Origin of the sequence: Rossellomorea aquimaris (assembly GCF_020172085.1) — a bacterium.
GTDB classification, from domain to species: Bacteria; Bacillota; Bacilli; order Bacillales; family Bacillaceae_B; genus Rossellomorea; species Rossellomorea aquimaris_E.
The window spans coordinates 45,767-71,203 of record NZ_JAIVAT010000008.1 but is presented as its reverse complement, the minus strand read 5'-3'; the positions used below and the strand labels follow the sequence as shown (position 1 = coordinate 71,203).

Genomic DNA, 25,437 nt, shown 5'->3' with positions numbered 1-25,437 from the left:
ATAAACAGTAACTTTCTAAGAAATATATATGTGTTAAGTGTGATTAACAGAGAACCCCCTTTCATTTAATAAGGGGGTTCTACGTTAAGGTTAAAAGTTCAAAAGATAAGAATACCAACGTTTAGTATCACCGCATTGTGGGTGTTTAGTGTATTACCCTTAAACGTTAAGCTGCCTCTTGCAAGTCTTGCAGCTTACCTATACGTTGATCTGGATCTGGATGGCTTGAAGCTAAGTTAGCCCATAATCCTTTTGCAGATTGGACGTCAATTTCATTTAGGCGGTCAAGGGCGTGGATTAATGAATTACCAAATCCACACTTGTGGGCAAACGCGTCAGCTTCATATTCATTTTTTCTGACAGAGTGCATAACCAAAACAATTCCAAATTTTGTCCATAACCACATTACTCCAACTAGGACAACATCGATTAAGAAAGTCATCAGTAAGGTGCTTAGACTATTATTAATCATACTTAATACTATACCTACAAATGAAATGAATAATCTATATATCACAAAGAGTGCAGTGACAATCATGTTCCCAACTGCAACAATCAAGATAAAATCAGTATCTTTCGCTGATAAGTGTCCAAATTCGTGAGCTAGAATGGCCTTTATTTCCTCATCGTTATACTCTAATATCCCTTTTGTAAGACAAATTGTCTTACGGCCTGTTGCAAATGCATTTGGAGTGGAGTCATTACTAATAAATAACTTTACTCCTTCAGGAATGGACGGATCTATTGCTTTAGCTCTACTAGATACCTCATTAAACAGAGGGGTTAATCTTTCTTTATGTTCCTTTCGGGATAATGGTTTGCACCCTTGCTGTAATCGTAAAATCCATTCTCCAAAAGGAGACAGGGCCAACCCTAAAGAAATAAGATAAATGATAAAGCCGGTTATAGGGTTTTTAAATATAGCCATTACCAATAAGGTGTTTAAGATAAGATAAATGAAAATGCCGATATTCTGTTTTTTCGTTAAACGTTTTGCAAAATCTAAAATGTACAATATGCTTCCCTCCTATGTAAATTAAAAGAATTCCAACTCCAAAATTAGATAATTTTTCTTCTCCTCTCAAAAAAATCCATTTTAGTATATCATAGAATAATAGAAGGAATGTGGAAAAATGTAGATTTTTATCGATTTTGATTTTTCCGTTTATACAAGGGAATCGATTGTACACAGTGAGAATAAAGTAACGCTGGTATGCTTTCGTCAATTAAGTTGCAGAGGTAGAGTGAGTCCAAACTGAGTCTATGGAGCAAGGGGAGTTGGGTTTCTTATCATCAATGATAAGTTCCAATAAGGTAGGCGGAATTGGTAAGCATAAATGAAGAAAATTATGTATAAATTTTTTATATTAAATGATCAAGCGTTTCATATCTAGTGTATACTTACTTATAAGGGAAAAATAGGAAGCTAATTTTCGGAAGGATTATGGTGCAAGAACGAATGTTAATCAAAAAAAATAGAGTGTATTCGCTTGATATTCTGAGAGGGATCATTGTGGTCTTATCCGTTTATTTGAGTATGATTCCTTATGGGGAATATGAGTTTGCCTATTCCCGTCACGCTGAATGGTATGGTCTGACACTGGTAGATATTATTTTGCCATCCTTTATTACGATATTTGGAGCAAGTATGGCCATTGCTTATCAGCACGGGGTTAAATGGGGGAAAATACTAAAAAGAACGGTTCGTTTAATCCTATATGGGCTTATTTTCACAATTATTGTGTCCTGGAGCTTGGACCTTTCCATATTAAGGTTCACTGGTGTACTTCAAATGTTTGGAATTCTGGGTTTAGTTACATATATGATTACTCGTAAGATTCAATCTCCTTTGATATTGATATTGATTGCCCTAGGCATTTCTACTGTATATGGTTCCGGGCTTTTAATCTGGGGGCAAGGATGTGAAAATCAACTACCTCAGCCAAGTTGTAATCTTTCGGGTATAGTGGATGGTAAAGTGTTCGGAGAGAACCATATCTATCATCAGGGGGAGCGAGGATTTGACCCTGAAGGTTTGATGTCATCATTTTCGGCACTTTCGAATGTTTTGTTAGGTTATGCATTTGGGAGACTTCTTTTGACCAGAAAGGAAACAGGGGCCTGGAAAGAGTTAATCGGAATATCCTTAGTATTATTTGCTTTATCTTTTCTATGGAATCAGTATCTTCCATTTAATAAGCGTATTTGGGATCCTGCATTTTCATTGCTAATTGCAGGGATTATTTCGAGTACATTATCCCTTTTATATCTTATATTTGATAAAAGAGAGATAGATGCGAAGGAAACAGCACTTAAGCCAATCGTTTTCTACTTTGAGGCCTTTGGTCGAAATAGTTTCTTAGTATATTTCGGTAAATATATTCTTTCTTCCATTCTGCTCCATGTGACTTTCAGGATTAGGAATGAAGAACTAACGCTCTATAGAAGCCTCGTAAACTGGGTGGATACCTTCACTGCTTATCCACAAATCACTTATGCTCTATTGATGGTAGGTTTATGGACGGCTGTAGCATTAATTCTTCATAAGATGAGATGGTATTTGAAAGTTTAATGAAGTGCAGTGTGAATGATCCAAACGCTTAAATAAGAAAAAAGGTGACTCTATCGGGAAAATAGACTCACCTTTTTTCTTGTTTTATGTACTTAGCTCTTTTTTGAATAGTAACGTAGAATAGGTAGAAATATATGCTAGTACTGTTTTTCCGACTTCTTGAGCCGGGTGGTGAAAAAGAGCTTCAAAAAGCTCTTTATTAGTATCAGAACCAAAGGAATTAAAGAAATCAAAGAATAATTGAAGCTCTAGCAGACTCGTAGTATAGTATATTTCCAGCTGAGTTACTTTATCATAATCTAATTGTTCTATTTTCATCTCTTCTGTATAAACAGGCAACAAGTTAGGCATATTACGATTAATTGTTGCTTGTGTTTTTTTGATTGATTTATGTACAACAGGTAAATGTGGATACTCACCATTATTAATAAATTGATGTAATATAGCGCATGACGCTTTAGTCGATTCAATATTAAGAACGATTTGTTTCGTAAGGTTAGCGATATATTGAGTTTCATTCTGGGACTGTTCCAGTAGATCTAATAAACTATTATTTACATTATCTCTGAGAATATTTCGATTACCGTTTGCTAGAATACGCTTAAATATATTTGCTACGGATACGTTCAATGAATTCATTTTTTTCCTTCTTTCTTATGGAATCTTTACCTTTCTTCTTATTCTAGCATGAGTTCTAAAAGGTGAGTGGGTAAATTTAGAAAATTCTGCTATTTAAACAGTGTACTCCCTGTTATAGGAGTACACTGTGCGTTGAATTTTAATCTCTTTGGAGGATTAACCTAATTTCATCTTCTAGGCTTTTATTCATTACACTTGTGCCGCCTAGTATCGTGACACCATAGGTATTTTCTGAAATAATGTCCCTGACTTGCGAGTTTAGCTTGCTGGGAGGGGTTAGTAGTAAGGGTTCTCCCCAATAGGCAGCTAGTACTGAACCAGTTAATGCATCAGCAAATTTTGTACCTGTAGCAAGAAATAAGTAGGTTGTATCCATATTAAGCTGACTTACCACATTTACTGATGTTTCGTACCGGTCCTGACCTGAAATGCGAATAGGTTTATTAAGTTTGCTGAAAACCAAGTTATTAATTGCATCAGTTCCTCCAATTACATAACTGGAAGAATAAGATTTTGATTGATCTAATGTTGCAGAAGGAATCTTAGCTTTTTCAGATAAGAGTATCGGGTATCCGTATTGGGCTGCAAAAGAAGCCACTGATAAAGCATCGGGGAAGTTCGTTCCACTTACGACAATAGCTGTATCACTTTGAGGAAGTTTCTTTGAAATGGCGACTGCAGTTTCATAACGATCCACTCCGGAAATACGCATGGTCCTTACTCCATATTTGTTTTTCAAATCATCTTCCACATTCTTAGAAATCGCTCCTGTACCACCTATAATGGTTACCTTTTCTATTCCAAGTTCATAAATGGCCTCTTTCACTGTTTCATGAAGCGCATCTTTAGTTGTTAATAAAATAGGCGCATCTTTATAATATGCTAATGGAGCGCCAGCTAATGCATCGGGGAAATTGTCTCCTGTTGCCAGAAGAATTTCGTCTGTTCCTCCAAACCATCCTCTGTATGCGATGGCAAGGGCGGTCTCATAGCGGTCCATACCGGCTAATCGATCCACGTAAGTATCCATAGTATATTGACTGGAAATGAAGAAATACTCCTCTTCATTTCCAGCATTGTTGTGGTCTTTAACCTCAATATAGTAGGTGCCAGAAGAAATGGAATACTCTGCATAAACCCCTCCAGTTTCATCTTTTTCGAACGCCGAAGGTGAAATTGCATGATACTCTTCATCGTAGAGGGTTACATCTAAATTCAGGGAGGAATTTTCTACAAAAGAACCGCCGTATAAATAAAATGGATCATCCGATTCAAGTGTTATTTTAAATACATCAATGTCTTCTTTGGTGAGACGGCCAGTAACTGCATCTTCTAAAACAATGGCATTGGCTGCTTCAAATAAGTTATTAGGTTCTTCTTCTACATAAAAGCCATTTTGGTCGTATCCCAATAAAGCCATTTTTCTTTCAACTTTATCTGGTATTGAGTGAGTATTATTTGCTGCCATTGCATTTTCCCCAAATGAAGGTGATAAAATAAATAATAAAATGCATAGACAAACAAGCCCTTTTTTCATCATCTTTTTCCTCCAAAACCTTAATAGGTGAATTCATTATTATTATGCCTGAGTGCATACCTCCCTGCAAAATTGATTTTGGTAATATCTAGAATATTATAATTTGCGTAGGTGATTATTACTAGACAAATATTGAACTATTTTTCTACAAAAAGTGACATCTTCCATGTAGCAATATAGTAGCTGTATTACAATTTAATGACGAGTTAGATTACCGATTTTCTTTTTGATATACTTTCAATTAGTGATAAAAACTTATCTCTCCATTTTGAAAGGGGAATTGATATACATGAAAATTCTCGTAACGGGAGGAGCTGGATTTATAGGCTCTCATATCGTAGAGGAACTATTAAGGCAGGGCGAGCAGGTAGTTGTAATAGACGATTTTTCAATGGGTTCTTTGGGTAACCTGCCGAAGAGTGAAAGGCTAACCATAATAGAAGGGGATATATCTTGTTCTAACACCGTTCAGTCGTTGTTTAAAGAGTCCCATTTTAAGAAGGTCTTTCATTTAGGTGCGATTGCGAGTGTTGCAGCCTCTGTTGAAAATCCTCTCCATACACATCAGACAAATCTGGAAGCAACTTTGTTATTGTTAGAAGAAACACGTAATCAAGGTGGCATTGAACGTTTTGTATTCGCTTCTTCTGCTGCTGTATATGGAGACGAGCCGACACTACCTAAGACTGAATCATCAGTCATCAAGCCCCTAACTCCATATGCAATTGATAAATTTGCATCAGAACAGTATGTGTTAGCCTATAATAGGCTATATGGTATGCCGACAACAGCTGTACGTTTCTTCAATGTTTTTGGGAATAGGCAGAATCCCTCTTCACCTTATTCAGGCGTAGTTTCAATCTTGACCGATAAATTTAAGCAATTGGCTAATAAAGAGGAAGTTTCTTTTACTCTTTATGGAGATGGAGAACAAACTAGAGACTTCGTTTATGTAAAAGATGTGGTTCGAGCCAATCTTCTGGTTTCAGAAAAACAAGGAGCTATTGGCAAAGTATTCAATGTAGGGACAGGGGTACCAACTAGTTTAAACGAGCTTATACAGATGTATGAAAAGGTTACCCAAACTACCTTGCCCGTTGAACATTTGAGTGAACGCACTGGAGATATTCAAGAATCTTTCTCTGATATATCGGAATTGAAATCCTTAGGGTTTAATCCGCAATATTCTATGAGAGAAGGTCTATTAGAGTATTGGGAACAATTGAATAGATAAGGTAAAATGCCCATCTCTTCATTTTGAGATGGGCATTTTTGCGTCTGTTTGTCATCATTTCGTGCAAAAAAGAAGGAGAATATGACGAATTTTGTTACATAACTGTAAAATTTATTCGAAAATTTTAATGATATGATAGTTTTTGTAGATTTATAGAGAAGGGGAATTGAGAAATGTCAAATTATCGCAAACCTGTATCTATTACTTTCGTCACGGTAGTAAGCATCATATTTCTAATAATATTTCAAACTCCTGCAGCTGCTGCAGGGACACAGATAGATAGGGTAAGTGGTGTTGACCGTTATGAGACAGCTATTAAAGTATCTAAGCAGGGATGGAACAGTGCGGATACAGTAGTAATAGCTGTAGGAAATAATTTTCCTGATGCACTTGCTGGGGCTCCCCTGGCAGATAAATATAATGCACCGATCCTATTAGTAACAGAAGATAGTGTTCCTTATAGCGTCAAAGAAGAATTAAAAAGATTAAATCCAAATAAGGCATACATATTGGGGGGAGACTCAGTCATTGCACCCTCCGTTGAAAATCAGATAAAGAATTTAGGAATCAAAAGCATAAGGGTCGCTGGAGAAAACAGATATGAAACAGCGGCAAAAATTGCTGAATTAGTTGGCGGTTCTCAAGTGATTGTAACATACGGAAAGGATTTTCCTGACAGCTTAGCCATTGCACCCGTTGCTGCTAGTAAGTCGATGCCCATATTATTAACCGAAAAAAATTACGTTCCTGAAGAAACAAAAAAAGCTTTGAGTAAATATCAATCCTCAATTCTTGTTGGTGGCACAGGGGTGGTAAGTGAAAACGTTAAAAATCAACTGCCGCGTGCAACTCGAATCTCTGGAAAAGATCGTTACGAAACCGCAACGAAAGTTGCAGAAAAATATTACTCTGGATCAAATAGTACAGTCATTGCGGCAGGAGATAGCTATGCAGACGCATTAACAGGATCAGTTCTCGCTGCTAAAAAGGGCTCACCGGTGATGCTGGTTCAATCGAATAATGTCCCAACATCTGTCAAATCAACCGTTGATAAACTCGGGATAAATCAGTTTACTATTATTGGTGGGACATCAGTGATTTCAGAAAAAGCTCAAAGCCTATTCGGGTTTGATACAGATTCTTTGATCAGAACTGCAAAGCAATATATAGGAACACCTTATAAATGGGGTGGAACAACACCCAGCGGGTTTGATTGCAGCGGTTATTTAAACTTTGTATATGATAAATATGATATTGACTTACCTAGAACGACATCGGACATCTGGAATTTTGGAAGCCGATCAAATTCTCCAGAGGTTGGAGATATCGTAATGTTTGAAACCTATAAACCAGGACCATCTCATGGCGGGATCTATATCGGTGGGAATCAATTCATTCATGCTGGAAATGATGGAGTAGAGATTACCAGTATGGGAAATGTGTATTGGAAACCTCGTTATTTAGGAGCGGTTAAAGTCATAAATTAATAGGTTAAGAAGTTGCTTACTTTTGTAAGTAACTTTTTTTATATTCCCGAAATAGCAATCCTTATACCTCACTACTAAAAAGGATAAAATATTAGGTAGAATATAGTGTTTTTTCTGAAAATATCGTCTACTTTTGTTGACTAAAGAACTAAGTGAGACTAAAATGGAAATTAGAGTTCGAATATTTCCATAATTATATTTTTTTGGAAAGTACGGTGTGTTTCGAACTATTACTATTAATCTATCAAGGGGGAAAAGGGATTGACGTTTAAGAAAAAGGTATTTTCAGTAATGGCTAGTGCTACACTAGTAGCTTCTTCTTTCGCTGGAGTAGCAACCTACAATCCTGAGAAAGCAGATGCTGCTTTACAGGAAACTAAAAAATTCAAGGTTTCAAATCTCTCGGAAGTTGTGGCACTTTCTATGAGTGAACAAGCCGTTCAGGAGCTTGTAATTGTAGGGAACGGAAAGTCGGATGCGACAGGTGAATTAGAGAAGCTTGGAGTTAAGGTCAAGCAAAACTATAAGAATTATGTTTATTTAGCTGATGTACCCACACGTAAAGTAATGGATATTCTCGACTTAAAGAGTGTTCGAACTGTGGGTAAAAATGCTGAAATTCAGCTGGATACTGTAAATGATCCTGAATTGGCAGTGAAAGGTCAAAATACAGTAGTCGAGGATGCTGTGGTAAAGCCTGATCAGGCAGAAACCCATGCACCTACAGGAGTAGATGATTTTCATGATAAGTTTGATGGTAGCGGAGTACGCATCGGTATCATCGATTCGGGCCCGGATCCAGGTCATGAATCTTTTACAGAGGGATTAGAAGAGGGAACACGTAAATATGGTGATTCCAAAATTGTGGCAGTAAGGGATTATACCATTTCGACTCGTAATATTTCGTACGGTATTGAAGACCGTTATAAAAAGTATCTGGGTGATGGAATCAACTTGCTATCTGAAGGTGATGTGCTATTTGATGGTGGGCATGCTGAGGGTGACAGCGTAACTGTTGGAGACTCTACATATAATACTGCAGGTTTAGACGCTTCGGATGATAAGTTTTACTTAGGGATGACGGCATTCGAGCCAAATCCTGAGCCGAAAGGTAGCCCTTACTGGACTAACCAGGATTTAAATGCAGATGGGACCAGTGGTACAGAAGAGAATAATTCTGATAATTTCTCGGTACTACTGGCGGGAGATAAAGTATATATCGATACCGACATGGATATGGACTTTACTGATGAAACAGCGTACATGAACAATGAAACAGGTACGTTTGATATTGATGTAACAGATAAAAAGGCTGGTGCAAACTTCCGTGTAAATGATATGGAGTTAGACTGGTTCGGGGCCGGTTTGAAGAAAATTAACCTATTCACGGATTTCAACGGTCATGGTTCCCACGTATCAGGTATTTCAGCGGCAAATGGTCCGGCTAGGGAGAATGAATTTGGAGCCGTTGCCGGTGAAGGGGTAGCACCTGGGGCTGAGCTTGTAGGGATGCGTGTATTTAAAGCTGAAGGTGGGGCTCCTACATTCAGTATCCAAAAGGCAATGGTTGATGCTGCTTTGCCTGAATCTAAAGGTGGATTTGGTGTCGATGTAGCAAACTTAAGCTTAGGTTCATCTCCTGATTTAAATGATGGCATGGGGTCTTATGGAGAACTGATGTCTGTTCTGAGTGAAGACACCGATATCGTATTTGTTACGTCTGCTGGTAACTCGGGTCCTGGTGCAGATACAGTCGGGTCTCCTGGTGATGTAGCGCCGATTATCTCAGTTGGTGCACATATTACAGCTGATATGTGGGCTAAAGAATACAACTATTACCCTTATGGAAAAAATGCTGACGGTTCTCCTAAAGAAGGACAAGGTTTATGGTACTTTTCTTCTGTAGGACCGAACGAAGCTGGTAATCAAAAGCCTGATATCGTTGGCCCGGGTTCAGCTTATGCTGCACATCCGGTTCAAAATGGTCCTTACGTGGTTATGCAGGGAACTAGTATGTCATCACCATACGTTGCTGGAGCAGTGGCATTGCTTAAATCAGCTGCAGAGAAAGACCGTATTCCATTTAATTATGAAATTGCACGTGAAGCGTTAATTCAAACCGCTAATCATTTGGATGGATATAATCGTGCTCAAGAAGGTGGAGGACTAATTGATGTTCCTGCTGCATATGAGTACCTTAGAAAAAACTTTGTTACAGATATTAAAGAAGTAGACGTAACAGTTTACCATGGAGAGAAAGTTTCAGGTGGTCCAGGACTATATGTACGAAATAAAGAGATTCCTGAAACCGTTGAAGTACTTGTTGAAAATAAATCAGATGAAGATAAAAGTCTAAACGTTTCTCCTACAGGTGATTGGATTAAACCTTCCGTATCTAAAATAGATTTGAAAGCGGGAGAAAGCAAGACGATTACAGTAGATTACGATGCTTCAAAATTAGAGACAGGTGTAAATGCCGAGACATTAATATTTGATGATGCGTCTACCCCTTATGTTGAAGCGAGATCAGCTCAAACAATTATCACTGGTTATGAATTTAACCAAGATAACCGCTTCCGTTTCCGTGAAGAGGGAGAGGTTCAGTCTTCTAAAACAAATGGGTACACATTTGATGTGAAGCCTGGTGTGAGTGAAGTACGATTTTCATTAAATGCCTTAAGTGAAAATAACGATTATAAAGGCCGTGTACGTGCCATCGTATTTAATCCTGATGGAGTTGAGGTAAGCGAATTCCAAGGATATGCAGGATATGGAGCTGGTGGTCTTGGAGTTGAGGACCATGTATTCAAGTCTCCTAAGCCGGGAGTTTGGGAAGTACATGTTTATGGGACATCAGGACCTAAAGAAGGTAAAGAGATTAACAAATATCAATTAGAAGCTGTTGTTCAGGATGTTGTAGCGGAACCGGGGAAAATCGACTTAGGCAAAGCTGCACCGGGCTCTGAATTTAAAAAGTCTGCCACATTCTCAAACTATCTTTCGGAAGCTAGAGATGTGAAGGTTGTAGGAGTTCCATTTAGTACCCCTAAGATTTCATCGGACAAAGTGGAAGTTCCAGGGAAGAACCAGTTCTACCATCAAGAAATCAAAGTGAAGAATAATGTATCCTTAGAGATTCAAACATCCAATCCTTCACATGCAACTGATGATGTAGACTTATATCTGAAGGACTCAAAAGGAAATCGAATCGCCATGTCTGCAGGTGCAACATCTGATGAGAAGATTTCTTTAACTTCTCTAACGGATGGCACATATACAATAGAGATTGAAGGCTACGCTACAATGGACCCAACTACGACATTGGATTTAACAATCAATGAGTTCGGTGTTTTATCCCCAGGTGAAAAGGGTGAAGGTAAAGTAGAAGTAGATGCTGCTCAAACCCTTAAAGTAGGAAAATCCTTAACTGCGGACGTTAACGTTACGACTCCATCTGAGTCAATGAATTCAATCGCTGCTGTATATCTACTGGATACAAAAACAGAGGAAGTATTATCACTGCTTCCAATTAAAGTAGATGGTGACATGATTACAGAGGTATCAGGTGAAGATCGTATTGGAACAGCGATTGAGGTTTCTAAGAAACTTCATAAAGATGGCTTTGCGGAGGATCATAAATACAAGACTGTCATCCTATCCACGGGTTACAACTTCCCGGATTCACTATCTGCAGGTCCACTGGCATCAGCAATCGATGCTCCAATTTTACCTGTCGGAAGTGATGGAAAGCTTTCTAAGGAAGTATTAGATGAAATCAAACGTCTTGGTGCTGAAAATGTGTATATCCTTGGTGGGGAAGCTGCTGTTTCTTCTGAAGTATACACACAATTAAATGGTATAAGCATCAATTCTTCTGACATTGAACGTTTAAAGACAGAAGAAATGCCAAACCGTTACGGTACTAACCTGGCAATCGTTTCAAAACTTAAAGAACTTGGTTTTACAGGCAATGGAGTGTTTGTCGCTACGGGTAAAAACTTTGCGGATGCATTAAGTGCGGCATCAATAGCAGGTGCTAATGAGATGCCAATTATCTTAACAGACGGAGAAGAGTTGTCTGATGAAGCAAAAGCACTTCTTGAAGATGAGAAAGTATTTGTTCTTGGAGGCAAGGAAGCTATTGCTGAAAATGTTGTTACTGAAGCTAAGAAGGTAGCTGTAGATGTAAAACGACTTTCAGGTGTCAACCGATATGGAACTTTAACGGCCATTCTGTCTGAGTTTGCAGGTACCACTGAAAAACTATATGTAGCAAGTGGCCAGAACTTCCCGGATGCGCTATCGGCAGCTCCTCTTGTGACTGACAATGATGGACTACTATTATTAGTGGATCCAAGTGAGTTACCAAAAGAAGTAGATTCTTTCTTAACAAAGTATTTGTACCAAAATAAAATTTCTTCTATCACCGTCCTTGGTGGTAAGGCAGCAGTAAGTGAAGATGCTAGAGAAGATCTTCAGAAAAAAGTAACAAAATAATTAGAATGTAAACGGTAGAGCCATTCACTGGAATTCAGTGAATGGCTCTTTTTTTGACTTAGGCTTTGTTAAATTTTATTGCTTATTTTTTCAGCTATCCTTTTTAACTCTTTTGCACGATATATAATAAAATTTCTCATATATTTTTCTAAAAATAATCTATCAGTAATTACTCCAAGAATGCCAAAAGGAGATTTATAAGAAAAGGTATCTTTCATAATAGTCCCTGTGCCACTTTCTATAAACTCGTGTGTGTGTGTAAATGAGTGAAATGCTCCCTTTACCATAACATCTGTAAATTTATATGGCTTTTCCATCTCTATTATCCTAGCAGTTAATTTTTGTTTTACTCCTAGATGGGTGGCTTCCCAAGTAACTGTATCACCATTTTCCATCAGTCCAACTGTAACACCATCAATCGTTCTTTCCATTGTTTTACTTGTTGTTTCTGTATGTACATCTACGTTTCTCGCAAGGTCAAAACAAACATTGATCGGTGCATTTATAAAAATATCGTGTTTAATTATAGGCATATTTAATTTACCTTTCATTTATTTAGTGTTGAAAAAAGATAAGCGTATCCATTGTTTCATACGAGAATGGAGACCATCTACATTTTAGATGTGATACAAGCATCAAGTAACGAGTACATTATCAGTCGTCAGTTTAGAACCAATCATAGTATCATCCTTAATTCCACAACTCGGCCAATACAAGCAACATTGGAGACGGTTGCTTTTGTTCGGTCTCTGGCCTATCTGATTCTCTTAAAAAATGTAAGAGATTCCATAGACAACCATTCAGCCTTCTTATATACTTTTTACAGATGATGTAAACATTCAGCTGAGAGGTGATGGATCTTGTATAAACTGAGTATTATTGCTTCAATAATACTATTTCTGGCCTTCCTCGTCATTCCTTCTGGGATGAGCCTTGCAAATCAAAAGGAAGTTCGGATTTTAGTTGTACATAAAGATAAGAAAGACGAGGTATCCACATTTTCTAAAGAACCTTTAGAATCTAAGTATGAGGTTCTAACAGTCCCGCAAAGTGAGATACCTGATACCTTATTAAAATTAAAGCAAAATAAAGACATCGATTATGCAGAAGTTGATCAATTGGCTTTTACTCAAAATGTTCCAAATGATACGTATTTTTCAGAGCAAATACAAGATTTTTCATCTATGAATATCTTAGAAGCATGGGAAGAATTCCACCCTAAGGAAGAGGTAACGGTAGCCATTGTAGACTCTGGAATAGATCTTCAGCATCCGGACCTTCATAGTAGATTGGTAGAAGGGAAGAACTTTATTAACGATAAAGAACCCCCTATGGACAATACAGGGCATGGAACGCACGTAGCAGGTTTAGTTGGTGCGATTACCAACAATGGTACGGGCATATCCTCTCCTGCACAAAATGTGAACCTAATGCCTGTTAAAGTATTTGAGGGCAAAACTACGTACATGTCGACCGTTATTGAAGGGATTCGATATGCTGCCGATCATGGAGCGGATATTATAAATTTAAGTTTGGGCAGCTACAGCAATATGAAGTCATTAGAAGATGCTGTTCAATATGCCGTAAACAAAGGGATCCTTGTAGTTAGCGCAGCTGGGAATGATAATGAACATGCTGTCTTATACCCTGCTAATTACCCCAATGTTCTTGCAGTAGGAAGCATTGACTCTTCCTTTCTTACAAAGTCTGATTTCTCAAATTATGGGGGAAATGTAAATGTTTCAGCTCCAGGAACGAATATTTTCAGCACTTGGATAAATGGATATCACTCATTAAGCGGCACCAGCATGTCAACAGCCATAGTGAGCTCCGTATCATCTATTGTTAAGCAGCAATATCCTTTTCTTAAAGGGTTGCAGGTGAAAGAAATTCTTGAGAGCTCCTCAACCCCATTACCTGATGTCGAGCTTCTGGGGAAAGGTCTTATTAACGCTAAATCATCATTGGATTATGTTCAGACTAAAAGACGCATATCTGGAGCTACTTCAGTAGAAACTGCTATTGAAATATCAAAGGCGGGATGGGAGAATTTAAGAGAGAACGAGGTAACCATAAATGGAGAAAGTCAGAAAGGGAAATTCGTCATCTTAGCAAGCGGACTTTCATTTCCGGACAGCTTGGCAGCATCTCCATTAGCCTCTTATCTTGATAGTCCAATCCTTTTAGTGAAAAATGAACTAACCTCTTCTTTAAAAGAGGAGCTAAAACGATTAGCCCCTACGCATGTCCTTATTATTGGTGGGGAAGCAGCAATAGCCAAGGATATTGAAAAAGAGATAAATAATTTAAATATAAAAATAAAACGAATTTATGGGGAAAATCGATATGAAACTGCGGTTGCCATTAATAATTTGATCCCATTTAAAACCAATAAGGCTTTCGTTGTGTCAGGAGAAAATTATCCAGATGCCCTTTCTATAGCTTCCTATAGTGGTAGTAAGCTCTATCCAGTACTGTTCGTGCAAAAAGAAACCATCCCTTCTGATGTTCAAACATATATTAAGGCGAAGGGCATTACCAAACCATATGTCATCGGTGGAGAAGCAGTAATAGGAAAAGGGGTAATGGATGGCCTTCAGGGGGAATTTAGAATTTCCGGTACAGATCGATACGAGACAAATTATAAAGTTCAGCAGACCTTCTCAACAGATGAGGGGGGAGTTCTTTATTTCGCCACTGGTGAAAATTTCCCTGATGGATTAAGCATTAGTCCACTCGCATCACGAACGGGTAGTCCAGTGTTATTGGTCAACAATAATGATACGACAATATTAAAAGACACTACACAGCTTTTGGCAACTCAGAATTACCGTATTCTTGGGGGTGCGGGGGCAATATCCGTTGAAAACGCATGGAAGATTGATGATTATATGAGGTAGGTGGAGAATTCAAGTCTCTATCTATCTTTTTTAATGTGAAATATTGTTAAAGTTTCATATAATATGTGATACGATAGTACTTGGAATAATATAACAGAAACGGAGGATTGAAATGAAATCTACTATAAAGAAAATCGGTTTCAGTCTGGCGGTCGTGATGTTGACTTCTTCGCTCTGCAAATCTGGAGAAGGAAAAGCTTACGCTGCTGAATTCCAAAATCCATCTCCGATTGAACTCAATAAAATGTTGACAGAGGCAGCGTTGGCACAAGATGTTCCACCTGAAATTGTAAAAGCATTAGCTGAGAAAGAAAGTGATTGGAAGCAATTTGAAAATGGAGAGCCTTTTATATCAAGTGATAACGGTATCGGAATCATGCAAGTTACCACTACAGAGGGTTACGATGTTGATCGCTTGAAGACTGACATTCGTTATAATATTCAAGCAGGAATCGAGATTTTAAACAAGAAATGGAATCAGGGAAAAAGTGGATTATCAAATTGGACTTCTTCCAGCATTCCGACTGTGGGAGAAAATGAACGAGATACATTAGAGAACTGGTATTTTGCTCTTCTTGCTTATAATGGTAAAAAGCAAGTCAATAGTCCAATTTATATGTCTAATGGAAATAGAAATTATAGTTCTTATCAGGATGAAGTTTATAAAAAACTTACGAACGGAAATCCAGGGATATTTGATAGAGTTAACATCCCATTTACTACTTCAGATTTCACTTATTCCGGCTCACCTGACTATAATTTGTTATTTAACACAAAACATTTTGAGGTAGAGGGGCGTTCTCATACTACAAAGCATAGATTCCACTCTGGAGATTTAGTCGTTTCAGCAGAAGCATCCCCTTTTAGAAAGTCTCCTTCTTCAGGCTCTGAACAAGTTGGGAAGCTCCCTGTGGGTCAAACAGAGGTACTGGAAGTTTTAAATGACTTCGAATATGATCAGTCCAATAACAAGGCTAACCACTTTGTCTGGTACAATGTGGAAAGGGAAAGTAATATTGAGAAAGCTTACGTTTCTTCTAGTGAATTAACTAGAATAGGAAAAAGATTATCAGGGAAAGAACGCTTTGATACAGCAGTGAAAATTTCACAAGAAGGATGGAATACCTCTAAAACTGTTGTGCTGGCTCAAGGGTATAACTTTCCTGATGCTTTGACTGGTGGTCCTTTAGCATTCAAGCATGATGCCCCTTTATTACTGACGGAGAAAAATAGATTAACAGGTGTAACTAAGGAAGAGATTAAGAGACTACATGCCACTAATGTTATTATACTCGGCGGAACGGGTGCGGTTGGGACAGAGGTGGCAGATGCTTTAAATCAAATGAATATTAGTGTAAAAAGGGTCGGTGGGGAAGATCGGTTCGAGACCGCTCAGTTGATTGCAAGAGAAGTAAATGCCAATGCTAGTAAAGCCGTTATTGCATATGGATATAATTACCCGGATGCCCTTTCAGTTGCTCCGTATGCCTCGAAGAATGCTGTACCTATCTTGTTAACAAATACGAATGACGTTCCAGGCGCGACAATGAAAGCTCTTCTAGGAGTCGAAGAACGAATAGTAGTAGGTGGAGAAGCGGCGGTAAGCAGTGCAGTTATGAAAAAGATGGAAGCGGATCAAAGAATCAGTGGCGTAGACCGCTATGAAACCTCTATTGGTGTAGCGAAGACTCTGCCAATGGGAAATCAGAGTAACAATGTATTAGTGGCAAGTGGCAGTAACTTCCCTGACGCTTTGGCGGGTTCCGTCCTTGCAGCCAAGAAAGATGCTCCACTCATTTTATCCAATCCAGAAGAACTTCCTGTCCCTGTTAAGACGTTTATTACCGAGTCTGAATATAAACAGTACTATTTAATGGGTGGCTACAAGGCATTAAACGTGGAAGGTGAACTGGGGAAAGTGTACAAAAAACTTTTTTATTAAGTGAAACTATTTTATAAGATTAACCTGTAAGACTCTATCATATGATGGTAGGGTCTTTTAGTTGGAAATATAACGGATATTACAATTTTGTTAGAATCTATTCTTTTTTTGTGTTTCATGATAGAATGAATTTTCGTACGAATCTTCAATTTGAAAGGTGAAACGATCATGAATACTCGTAATGACTATAGAAAAAAGATGCGAAGAAGAAAAAGGTTTTTTCGGATTTTCCTGGTTTTATTTTTACTAGTCATAACTATAGGAACTGCTTTTACGCTTTATCAGTACCAAGCAGGAAAAATGCAAGCGGGAGAATCGAAAGCTGTAAACGATAATGTAGCAGCATTTAATGGCGAAAAAGATGAACAAGGAAAGGTTAATGTTCTTTTACTGGGAGTTGATTCCAGAGGGGAAGAGCAATCTCGTACAGATACTATTATGATTGCCCAATATGACCCTGAAAACGAGAAGGCTCGGTTAGTCTCATTAATGAGAGATATTTACGTTGATATTCCTGATCATGGAAAATGGAAATTAAACACTTCATACTTCTTAGGTGGTCCTGAGCTATTACGTCAGACACTGAAAGAGAATTTTGATATAGATGTTCAATATTATGCATTAGTAGATTTCAAAGGGTTTCAAAATGTGGTGGATGTTCTGGCTCCAAATGGAATTGAAATGAATGTAGAAAAACCCATGTCCGAAAAGATAAACGTATCTCTTGAACCTGGTCTGCAAACGCTTGATGGAGAAGAATTACTAGGTTATGCGAGGTTTAGACACGATGCCGAGGGAGATTTCGGTCGTGTCGAACGGCAACAGAAAGTAATCAATGCGTTGAAAGATGAGCTACTTTCATTAAACGGTGTTTCGAAACTACCCAAACTAATGGGAACAATATCTCCTTACATTGAAACAAACATTGGTGGCATGGACCGCATCGGTCTTGTTAAGGAGTTTATTTTAAATCCTGTAAATAATATAGAGACATTCAGGCTGCCCGTTGATAATTCATATACAAATGAAAGATACGAAAAGGCTGGCGCTGTCCTTGAGATTGACTTCGAAGAGAATAAAAAAGCATTAAAAGCTTTCTTGAATGGAGAAGATCCAAGTTTGGCTTCAGAAACAACTAAAAATGAAAATGAAGATGAAGAAGCGCTATCTGACAGTCAGCCTTAATATAGAAAACCCCGATGGGATGAAACCATCGGGGTTTTCTATATTAGTCGATTAGTGTGATGTTTTTCGTAATCTTTTAAAGAACAGATTACGGAAATTGCTTACGTTCAAAATCAATATCACGATTGTATAGACAATCATTCCAATAATAATTTGAGCAATAAATCCTGATATGCCATTTAAAGATAAGGCTGGCCAGATGGTAATACCCATTATTCCCGTTGCTATAATGATTTTCCCTACTTCTTTAATAGGGAAAGTAAGAGGGAAGATTCTCTTACCAATCCATGCGCTTAATAGGACAGAAAGGATGTATGAAATGATGGTAGCATATGCAGACCCGAAAATCCCATATTTAGGAATCAAGAGTAAGTTCAACAGTACATTTAATACGGCGGCAGCAAGAACTGGCCAGATCTGCAGTTTTGTATTTTTTCCAAGTTGAAATGCAAGATCGAAATAATACATTTTAAACCCTTGAATAAAAATAGCGAATGCAATCAGAGAGAATATAATGGCTGCTTTCCCTTGGAATTGCTCTCCCAAAAAGATATCTGTGAAGGAACTACTCAAGAGAATCATCCCTGCAGTAGCAGGGAATGAAACCATTAATAAAAGTGTCGTGTTCTGATTCAACTGTTTTTGACACTCCTTAATGCCTCCGGTTTCAAGAGCTTTAACGACGAGTGGATAGGCAGCTAAGTTTATTATCATCATGAGTAAAAAAAGAATCTGTTTGGCTAAATCGTAAGATACTGCATAAATACCAACTGCTTTGGTATCCATCATCCAGCCAATTAAATAACGGTCTGTATTTAGAATAATGGCTTCCATGGATAATGCCGCAATAAACGGAACTGAATAAATAACAACTTCTCTTATCATTTCTTTATCTATCATTTTAATATTAATTAAGTAAGAATATCTTGGAATGAAGAAAACAATAGAAAAGAAAATTCCAAGTATTAATCCAAGAACTATCCCTTCTCCCCCAAAATCAAAAAATCGGATAAGAAGATAGGAGAAAACTAGAGATAGTACAACTTTTAGGGATGTCACCACCCCAAATAGCTTAGATGCCAGTTCTGAACGTAAGTATTCAGTAAATAAATCAAATATACTTTGCATCGTTAAAAGTCCAATACCCAAGAACCACAAGAGTGCTAGCGAATGGGCAGGTGTATACACGACGAATGCACCGGTACCGAGAAATATCGTCAATATACTCATGGATATGAACGTAGCCGTTACCGAGCTGATAAACATTGTCTTCTGGTTGCCCTCAAATTTAGGGTTGTATCTTAGAAGTCCGAGCCTCAGCCAGTGAAAGAGTGTCGTGTTAACAAAGGTAACTGCAGCGATAACAAGAGCATATTCACCATACTCTTCAGGCGAGAGCAGACGTGTATATAGTGCAATAGCTACAAAATTAATAATCCCAGGAACGCCTTTGGACAAGAAATAAATAAGTGTGTGTTTAAACATCATTAACCCTCTCCAGAATATTACAAAGTGCTAACATTTTTGTACATAAATCAATAAGATTTGACAAAATATTTCTTTTATTCATCTTTTATATTATTATTAGTAATGTTAAATCAATTTGTATATTATATCATAAACTTTTTAATAAAATCATTTTTCTTAACATAGATGAGGATAAGAAAGTGTGGTTCCAAAGTGATGAAAGTTTTACTATTAGCACCAGCTAAAAATGTGCATACGAAAAAGTGGTTAGAATATTATAGTTCTCAAGGTATTAAAGTAGTCAATATAAGTCTAGCAAATCATAAAGATGACCATCCCGACGATACCCTCGAAAATGTAAGAAGGATATATTTGGATTTGAAATTCAACCATAAAGTATCGTATATTTTTACCGTTTCTACATTAAAGAAAATTATTACTGAGGAAAAGCCTGACCTGGTTCATTCTCATTATGCATCAAGCTACGGCTTGATTGGTGCACTTGCCAATTTCAAACCATATATTGTTTCGGTATGGGGATCGGATATTTATGAATTTCCTAAAAAAAATATGCTGACCAAATCTATTCTAACCTTTGCGTTACAAAAGGCAGATTATATTTGTGCAACAAGTCCAGCGCTGGAAAAGGAAACCAGAAAATATTCAAAAGAAGGACAGCCTATACACATTACCCCTTTTGGAGTCGATATGAATAAATTCAAACCAGTTGTAAAAAACATTTCTGGAAAAGGTTTTCGAATTGGTTTAGCCAAAAGGATGGAGCCTAAGTACGGTGTAGATTACCTTTTGAGAGGTTACAAGCTTTTTTTAGACAAACTTGGTGAAGTTGATAAGAGTGAAATCAATCTTTCTTTAGCTGGGGAAGGCGTGTACATGGAGGAATATAAGAAGCTTGCCATTTCACTTGGGATTGATACTAGTGTACAGTTCCTAGGGCAGATTCATCACGGAGACATCCCTGAATTTATTACTTCTATGGATGTAATGGTGATATCTTCTTTAATTGAGAGCTTTGGTGTATCAGCAGTTGAAGCACAAGCATGCGGAGTCCCCGTTGTTGCTACAAATGTAGGCGGTTTGCCTGATGTGGTGATTGACGATCAAACAGGATACATCGTACCGTCAAAAAATCCGGAAGCCATCGCAGAGAAGCTATTCCACTTATACTCTGATGCCTCTAGACGAAAAAGGCTTGGAGAAAATGGAAGAAAGCATGTCATTACCCATTACGATTGGCAAGAGAATTCGAAACGAATGTCGGATCTTTATAATGAAATTGTTTATAAAAAAGGAGAATCAAGTCATGAATATGCGTCTAAGAGATAGTACTCAATTGAACTTATTTCTGTTTATTATTGCATTAATTATCTTCAAGCCTTCCCCTGGAATGTTATTGGGTGGTGGGATTGTAAATATCATTGTATTGGGTGTAGAAATGGTTGCCGGAGTGATCCTTCTTTTGTTCCTAAGAAACCAAACCAAATACCCTATGACAATTTCTCAATATGTGGAGGATAATAGTAAAGATTATGTCACCATCTTTATTCTATTGACCATTATTTCTTTATTTATTTCAAACACCTGGGGAATGTTTAAATCTCCTAAAACCTCATATTTAGTTGATTTCATAGAAGGCTATCGTTTTGTAATGTACTTGATTTTTTATTTAGCTGCTAAATACGTAACACTGCCGGAAAATAGTATAAAAAAGCTGTATAAACCAGCTTTTATTATGATTCTAATCGTTGAAATTATAGGGATTCTTCAATTCTTTAACATCTTCAATTTTAATAATCATATTGGTCTTCTTTATATCTTAAGTGAAAGACACTATGATATGATCCTTGACATTCATAGAATTCCTAGTACGTTCTTTAATCCAAACTTATATGGTACTTTCTTGGTTCTAAGTGCTGCCATCGTAATTGGTTATATGTCTTATAAAGGCAAATTCACCTGGAAGCCATCTTTACTATTATTTACAATTTTTGTAAGTGTTTACTTTACTACTTCCCGTACAGCAGTGTTAACCATTATCGGGATGCTCGCTTATTGGATTATTATCTACTCTTTCTTCATGACAAAGTTTTCTTTTAAGCGTTTGGCCAGCAGTACAATAGTTCTTGTTGTATTCCTAATGATTGGTTCCTTATTGGTACCTCAAATTCGATACTTGGATTATGCTTCAAAGCAAATTACCTCCGATCACGAAGATGAGGAAGTAACTCAGGATAACGCGGATGTTCAAGAAGATGGTAATGGACAGCCTAAGGCGAAGAATCAAAATAATGTTGTTAGAAAAGTTTTTAAGAAGCTGGAATCAGTTAGTAGCTTCCAAAAACGTTTTGAGTTTTGGGAAATGAATTTTGAGAAGTTCATGGATTCTCCAATACTCGGGAATGGATTAATGAAGAACTCATTTATCTCGTTCGCAGATAATCAGTATCTATATGTATTGGCAAGGTATGGACTGGTAGGTTTTATTATTTACGCTGTTTTTTATGTGAGTGCGTTTTTTAAAACTTTATTTATGTTGAAAAAAGAGACTTCGCATGAGAAGAAAACATTAGCTTTAGGTATTAATTTATCTATTGCAGGTTTTGCATTTGCCGGCTTAACCTCAGAGGCATTATTTAATCTGCAGACGATCACTTTATTATTCGTCCTATTTGGACTATTATACAATCGGACACTGAAAAGTGAGAAGGAAATGGCATAAATAAAAGAGCCCGACTTCTAAGAGTTGGGCTCTTTTTTGTACTTGAAGATTTCGGCAAAGCCATTAGTGAAGTAGCGTAAAGGCTTATCTAAATGGTTGTACTTTTTGGCAAAGAAAAGTACAAATAGTATGATGGCTGCAGGAGTGTTGTACATTCTCTTAAACATAGGTCCTTTACCTACAAATGTCCGTAGGTTTAATCTAGTCTGCATTTCAGGTTTCTCATGATTCACCACAATATCAGGTGAATAACTAATGGTTTGACCGTTTTTGGCTAAATCAAACAAAAAGATATTTTCTTCACCAGATGGATAAACGGCACCTAAACCAAAATTTTCATCAAAATGAATTAACTCAGCAGGAATTCGTCTAGTGGCTATGAATATTTCAATAGAAGACTTCTTCAAAATTTTTCTCATTGATACTTGTTTTTGTTCATTTTGATCGTACTGTTTGTAGTAGGATTGACTCAGTGGATCATAAATTTGAAAGCATGCAACATCCGTATTGGAATTGCGCTCAAAATAAGATGAAACAAGTTCAAAAGAGTCTTTATTGTACCAACAGTCATCATCTGAAAAGGTCAATATGCTTCCATTAGCATGCTGAATGCCGATATTTCTGGCTAATGATAACCCTTTTCTATCTATGGTAATATGATTGTATTTAAATGTAACATCATTTAAGGCAAGTGTAATATAATCGTGATTATCTTGTGATACAATTATTACTTCAAAGTCTTGATACGTTTGATGATCCAGACTCTCAAATAATCGTCTTAATTGCTCTGGTTTCGTTCCAAGCGTTGGTACGATCACACTTATCATTTTCTTCATCCTCACATCTGAAATTCTTGCTATATTATAGCATAATTAATTTGAGAGATTAAGAAAAGATCGAACTATGATATAATACACATGATTTTTGTTAGAAATTGAATAGTAATGACATATTAATAATAAACTAAGAGGTGAGTTCGTTGAAAGTAAAAAAAGCGATTATTCCAGCGGCAGGTTTAGGAACAAGATTTTTGCCGGCTACTAAGGCACAGCCTAAAGAGATGTTGCCAATTGTGGATAAACCTACTATACAATACATTATTGAAGAAGCTGTTGAATCGGGAATCGAAGATATTCTGATTGTAACTGGGCGTGGCAAGAGAGCAATTGAAGATCACTTTGACAAATCGTTGGAGCTCGAAGAAATGCTGGCAACGAAAGAAAAATATGATGAGTTGGAAGAAATTAAACAAATCTCAAATCTCGCAGATATTCACTATATTCGTCAAAAAGAACCTAAAGGTCTAGGTCATGCTATTTGGTGTGCAAGGAAGTTTATAGGGAACGATCCTTTTGCCGTTTTACTGGGTGATGACATTGTGATGTCAGAAACACCATGCTTAAAGCAATTAATTAATGAATTTGATGAGAAACAATCGAGTATCATCGGAGTTCAGGAAGTGCCGGATGAGGATGTTTCCAAGTATGGAGTCATTGATGTTGAAAATGCAGACAATCCAGGTCCATTATTTAAAGTAAAGGGCTTGGTTGAGAAGCCGAAGCTTGAAGATGCTCCTTCTAACATGGCGATTATGGGCCGTTATGTATTAACACCAGAAATACTTAGTATATTAGAAAATATTGAACCTGGTAAGGGAAATGAAATTCAATTGACCGATGCCCTGCAAGAATTAAATAAATTACAAAAGGTTTACGGGTATTCATTTGATGGTAAAAGATTTGATATTGGGAATAAATATGGATTCGTACAAGCAACAGTAGAGTTTGCCCTCATGAGAGAAGATCTTAAAGGTCCATTAAAGAGCTGGTTAACAGACATCATTTCAGAATAAACAAGGAGAAATGTCAGGATGAATATATGTGTAATTGGAACAGGTTATGTTGGTCTTGTATCAGGAGTTTGTTTCAGTGATGCAGGAAACAAGGTTACTTGTTTAGATATCGATAAACAAAAAGTGGAAAATCTAAGAAATGGAATCATTCCTATTTATGAACCTGGCTTGACTGAGCTGGTAGAGAAAAATATAAAAGAAAACAGGTTAGCCTTTACGACGGATTATACTGAAGGAATGAAAGATGCTGACGTTGTCATCATTGCTGTAGGAACTCCGCCTAAGGAGAATGGTGAGGCCGATTTGAAGTTTATAAAATCAGCTGCCCGCTCGATTGCTGAGCACCTTACAGATTACAAGGTAATTGTCACGAAGAGTACAGTTCCGGTTGGAACAGGAAAAATCATTAAAAACATCATTCATGATATAGTAGGGCATGACAACTTTGATGTTGCATCTAATCCGGAATTTTTACGAGAAGGATCTGCAATTTACGACACAGTTAATATGGAAAGGGCGGTTATCGGTGTCGAATCTGAGAAAGCGGAATCAATTCTTAAAGAATTACATGCCCCTTTTACCCAAAATGTGGTGGTAGCAAATATTGAAACCTCAGAAATGATCAAGTATGCTTCAAATGCATTTTTGGCGACTAAGATCAGTTTTATTAATGAGGTAGCGAATGTATGTGAGCTTGTTGGAGCAGATGTAACAAAAGTAGCTGAGGGAATGGGTTTTGATAAACGAATAGGTTCTCATTTTCTTAATGCAGGAATTGGTTATGGAGGATCATGTTTCCCTAAAGATACAAGTGCACTTGTGAAGATTGCTGATCAGGTAGGTTATGACTTTAAAATTGTAAAGGATGTAGAGCAAGTAAATAGTCTTCAACGGTTCAAAGTAGTGGACAAGCTCATGGAAGCCTTCAATGGTGATTTAACGAATAAGAAGGTTGCAGTATTGGGACTGTCTTTTAAACCTAACACTGACGATATGAGGGATGCCCCTTCCGTAGATGTTATTCCAAAGCTGCATAATTTAGGTGCTGAGACGTTGGCATATGATCCAATAGCTGAAAAAAATGCCAAAAATATCATCGCGAATCTCCGTACAGGGGGAGAAATTTATGAAGTGATTAGAGGATCTGATGCCATCCTAATTCTAACAGAGTGGGATGAGGTTCGGGAACTTGATTTTGATAAAGTATCTTCTATAGTAGAAAACAAAGTCATAGTGGATGGACGGAACATTTTCAATCCTTCTGATATGAAAGAAAAAGGATTCTATTATGCATCAATAGGAAGACAAACAGTTCAATAATTTTGATTGGTGGGTTCTTAAATGAACCCACCTACAAATGCTTAATTTTACACTTGGTTAAATGG

General features: G+C 37.3%; 17 protein-coding genes and 1 pseudogene. 11 read left to right on the top strand and 7 right to left on the bottom strand.

The window, feature by feature from the left end; all coding sequences use genetic code 11:
* Nucleotides 1–166: 166 nt before the first annotated feature.
* Complete coding sequence (locus LCL96_RS18035; RefSeq protein WP_224943698.1) at nt 167–1,015, bottom strand: zinc metalloprotease HtpX; 849 nt, start codon at nt 1,013–1,015, stop codon at nt 167–169.
* A gap of 444 nt (nt 1,016–1,459) precedes the next feature.
* On the opposite strand from LCL96_RS18035, the gene LCL96_RS18030 reads away from it, so the two are divergent.
* Nucleotides 1,460–2,572 (top strand): heparan-alpha-glucosaminide N-acetyltransferase domain-containing protein, encoded by a 1,113-nt coding sequence (locus tag LCL96_RS18030; protein ID WP_224943695.1) that lies wholly within the window; start codon nt 1,460–1,462, stop codon nt 2,570–2,572.
* An 84-nt stretch (nt 2,573–2,656) separates the two neighbouring features.
* Here LCL96_RS18030 and LCL96_RS18025 read toward each other — a convergent pair whose 3' ends face one another.
* Nucleotides 2,657–3,211 (bottom strand): hypothetical protein, encoded by a 555-nt coding sequence (locus LCL96_RS18025; RefSeq protein ID WP_224943692.1) that lies wholly within the window; start codon nt 3,209–3,211, stop codon nt 2,657–2,659.
* Between the two features lie 139 nt (nt 3,212–3,350).
* Nucleotides 3,351–4,751 carry a cell wall-binding repeat-containing protein gene (locus LCL96_RS18020; protein WP_224943689.1) on the bottom strand — a complete coding sequence of 467 codons (1,401 nt, stop codon included), beginning with the start codon at nt 4,749–4,751 and terminating at the stop codon, nt 3,351–3,353.
* 286 nt (nt 4,752–5,037) lie between these two features.
* On the opposite strand from LCL96_RS18020, the gene LCL96_RS18015 reads away from it, so the two are divergent.
* From LCL96_RS18015 to LCL96_RS18005, 3 genes are all read left to right on the top strand, one after another.
* Complete coding sequence (locus LCL96_RS18015) at nt 5,038–5,982, top strand: NAD-dependent epimerase/dehydratase family protein (protein WP_224943686.1); 945 nt, start codon at nt 5,038–5,040, stop codon at nt 5,980–5,982.
* A gap of 173 nt (nt 5,983–6,155) precedes the next feature.
* Nucleotides 6,156–7,469 (top strand): cell wall-binding repeat-containing protein, encoded by a 1,314-nt coding sequence (locus LCL96_RS18010; protein ID WP_224943683.1) that lies wholly within the window; start codon nt 6,156–6,158, stop codon nt 7,467–7,469.
* 261 nt (nt 7,470–7,730) lie between these two features.
* Nucleotides 7,731–11,966 (top strand): cell wall-binding repeat-containing protein, encoded by a 4,236-nt coding sequence (locus tag LCL96_RS18005; RefSeq protein WP_224943679.1) that lies wholly within the window; start codon nt 7,731–7,733, stop codon nt 11,964–11,966.
* A gap of 68 nt (nt 11,967–12,034) precedes the next feature.
* On the opposite strand, the gene LCL96_RS18000 is transcribed toward LCL96_RS18005, so the two are convergent.
* Entirely contained in the window at nt 12,035–12,499 is a 465-nt protein-coding gene (locus tag LCL96_RS18000) for an SRPBCC family protein (RefSeq protein ID WP_224943677.1), read from the bottom strand.
* A 108-nt stretch (nt 12,500–12,607) separates the two neighbouring features.
* Nucleotides 12,608–12,720: pseudogene (locus tag LCL96_RS17995) on the bottom strand (IS1595 family transposase); the annotation flags it as partial.
* A gap of 106 nt (nt 12,721–12,826) precedes the next feature.
* Between LCL96_RS17995 and LCL96_RS17990 the strand changes: the two are divergent.
* From LCL96_RS17990 to LCL96_RS17980, 3 genes are all read left to right on the top strand, one after another.
* A complete protein-coding gene (locus LCL96_RS17990) occupies nt 12,827–14,866 on the top strand; it encodes a cell wall-binding repeat-containing protein (RefSeq protein WP_224943675.1) in 2,040 nt (679 codons plus the stop codon).
* Nucleotides 14,867–14,978: 112 nt separating this feature from the next.
* Nucleotides 14,979–16,808, top strand: a complete 1,830-nt coding sequence (locus LCL96_RS17985; protein WP_224943669.1) for a cell wall-binding repeat-containing protein — start codon at nt 14,979–14,981, stop codon at nt 16,806–16,808.
* Between the two features lie 168 nt (nt 16,809–16,976).
* A complete protein-coding gene (locus tag LCL96_RS17980) occupies nt 16,977–17,993 on the top strand; it encodes an LCP family protein (protein WP_224943668.1) in 1,017 nt (338 codons plus the stop codon).
* Nucleotides 17,994–18,044: 51 nt separating this feature from the next.
* Here LCL96_RS17980 and LCL96_RS17975 read toward each other — a convergent pair whose 3' ends face one another.
* Nucleotides 18,045–19,481: an oligosaccharide flippase family protein gene (locus LCL96_RS17975; protein WP_224943667.1), complete on the bottom strand. Its 1,437-nt coding sequence runs from the start codon at nt 19,479–19,481 to the stop codon at nt 18,045–18,047.
* A 195-nt stretch (nt 19,482–19,676) separates the two neighbouring features.
* Between LCL96_RS17975 and LCL96_RS17970 the strand changes: the two genes are divergently transcribed.
* Nucleotides 19,677–20,807, top strand: coding sequence for a glycosyltransferase (locus LCL96_RS17970; RefSeq protein ID WP_224944496.1), 1,131 nt, complete (start codon nt 19,677–19,679; stop codon nt 20,805–20,807).
* Nucleotides 20,785–22,200, top strand: coding sequence for an O-antigen ligase family protein (locus tag LCL96_RS17965; protein WP_224943665.1), 1,416 nt, complete (start codon nt 20,785–20,787; stop codon nt 22,198–22,200). Before LCL96_RS17970 ends, LCL96_RS17965 begins: the two co-directional genes overlap by 23 nt.
* 17 nt (nt 22,201–22,217) lie before the next feature.
* Here the strand turns inward: LCL96_RS17965 and LCL96_RS17960 are convergent, their stop codons facing one another.
* On the bottom strand, nt 22,218–23,027 hold the full coding sequence (locus LCL96_RS17960; RefSeq protein WP_224943657.1) for a glycosyltransferase family 2 protein: 810 nt from the start codon (nt 23,025–23,027) through the stop codon (nt 22,218–22,220).
* 152 nt (nt 23,028–23,179) lie between these two features.
* Here LCL96_RS17960 and galU point away from each other — a divergent pair, with 152 nt between their 5' ends.
* Both galU and LCL96_RS17950 read left to right on the top strand, forming a co-directional pair.
* Nucleotides 23,180–24,052: a UTP--glucose-1-phosphate uridylyltransferase GalU gene (galU, locus tag LCL96_RS17955; protein WP_224943654.1), complete on the top strand. Its 873-nt coding sequence runs from the start codon at nt 23,180–23,182 to the stop codon at nt 24,050–24,052.
* An 18-nt stretch (nt 24,053–24,070) separates the two neighbouring features.
* Nucleotides 24,071–25,372 (top strand): UDP-glucose dehydrogenase family protein, encoded by a 1,302-nt coding sequence (locus LCL96_RS17950; protein ID WP_224943653.1) that lies wholly within the window; start codon nt 24,071–24,073, stop codon nt 25,370–25,372.
* Nucleotides 25,373–25,437: the final 65 nt, after the last annotated feature.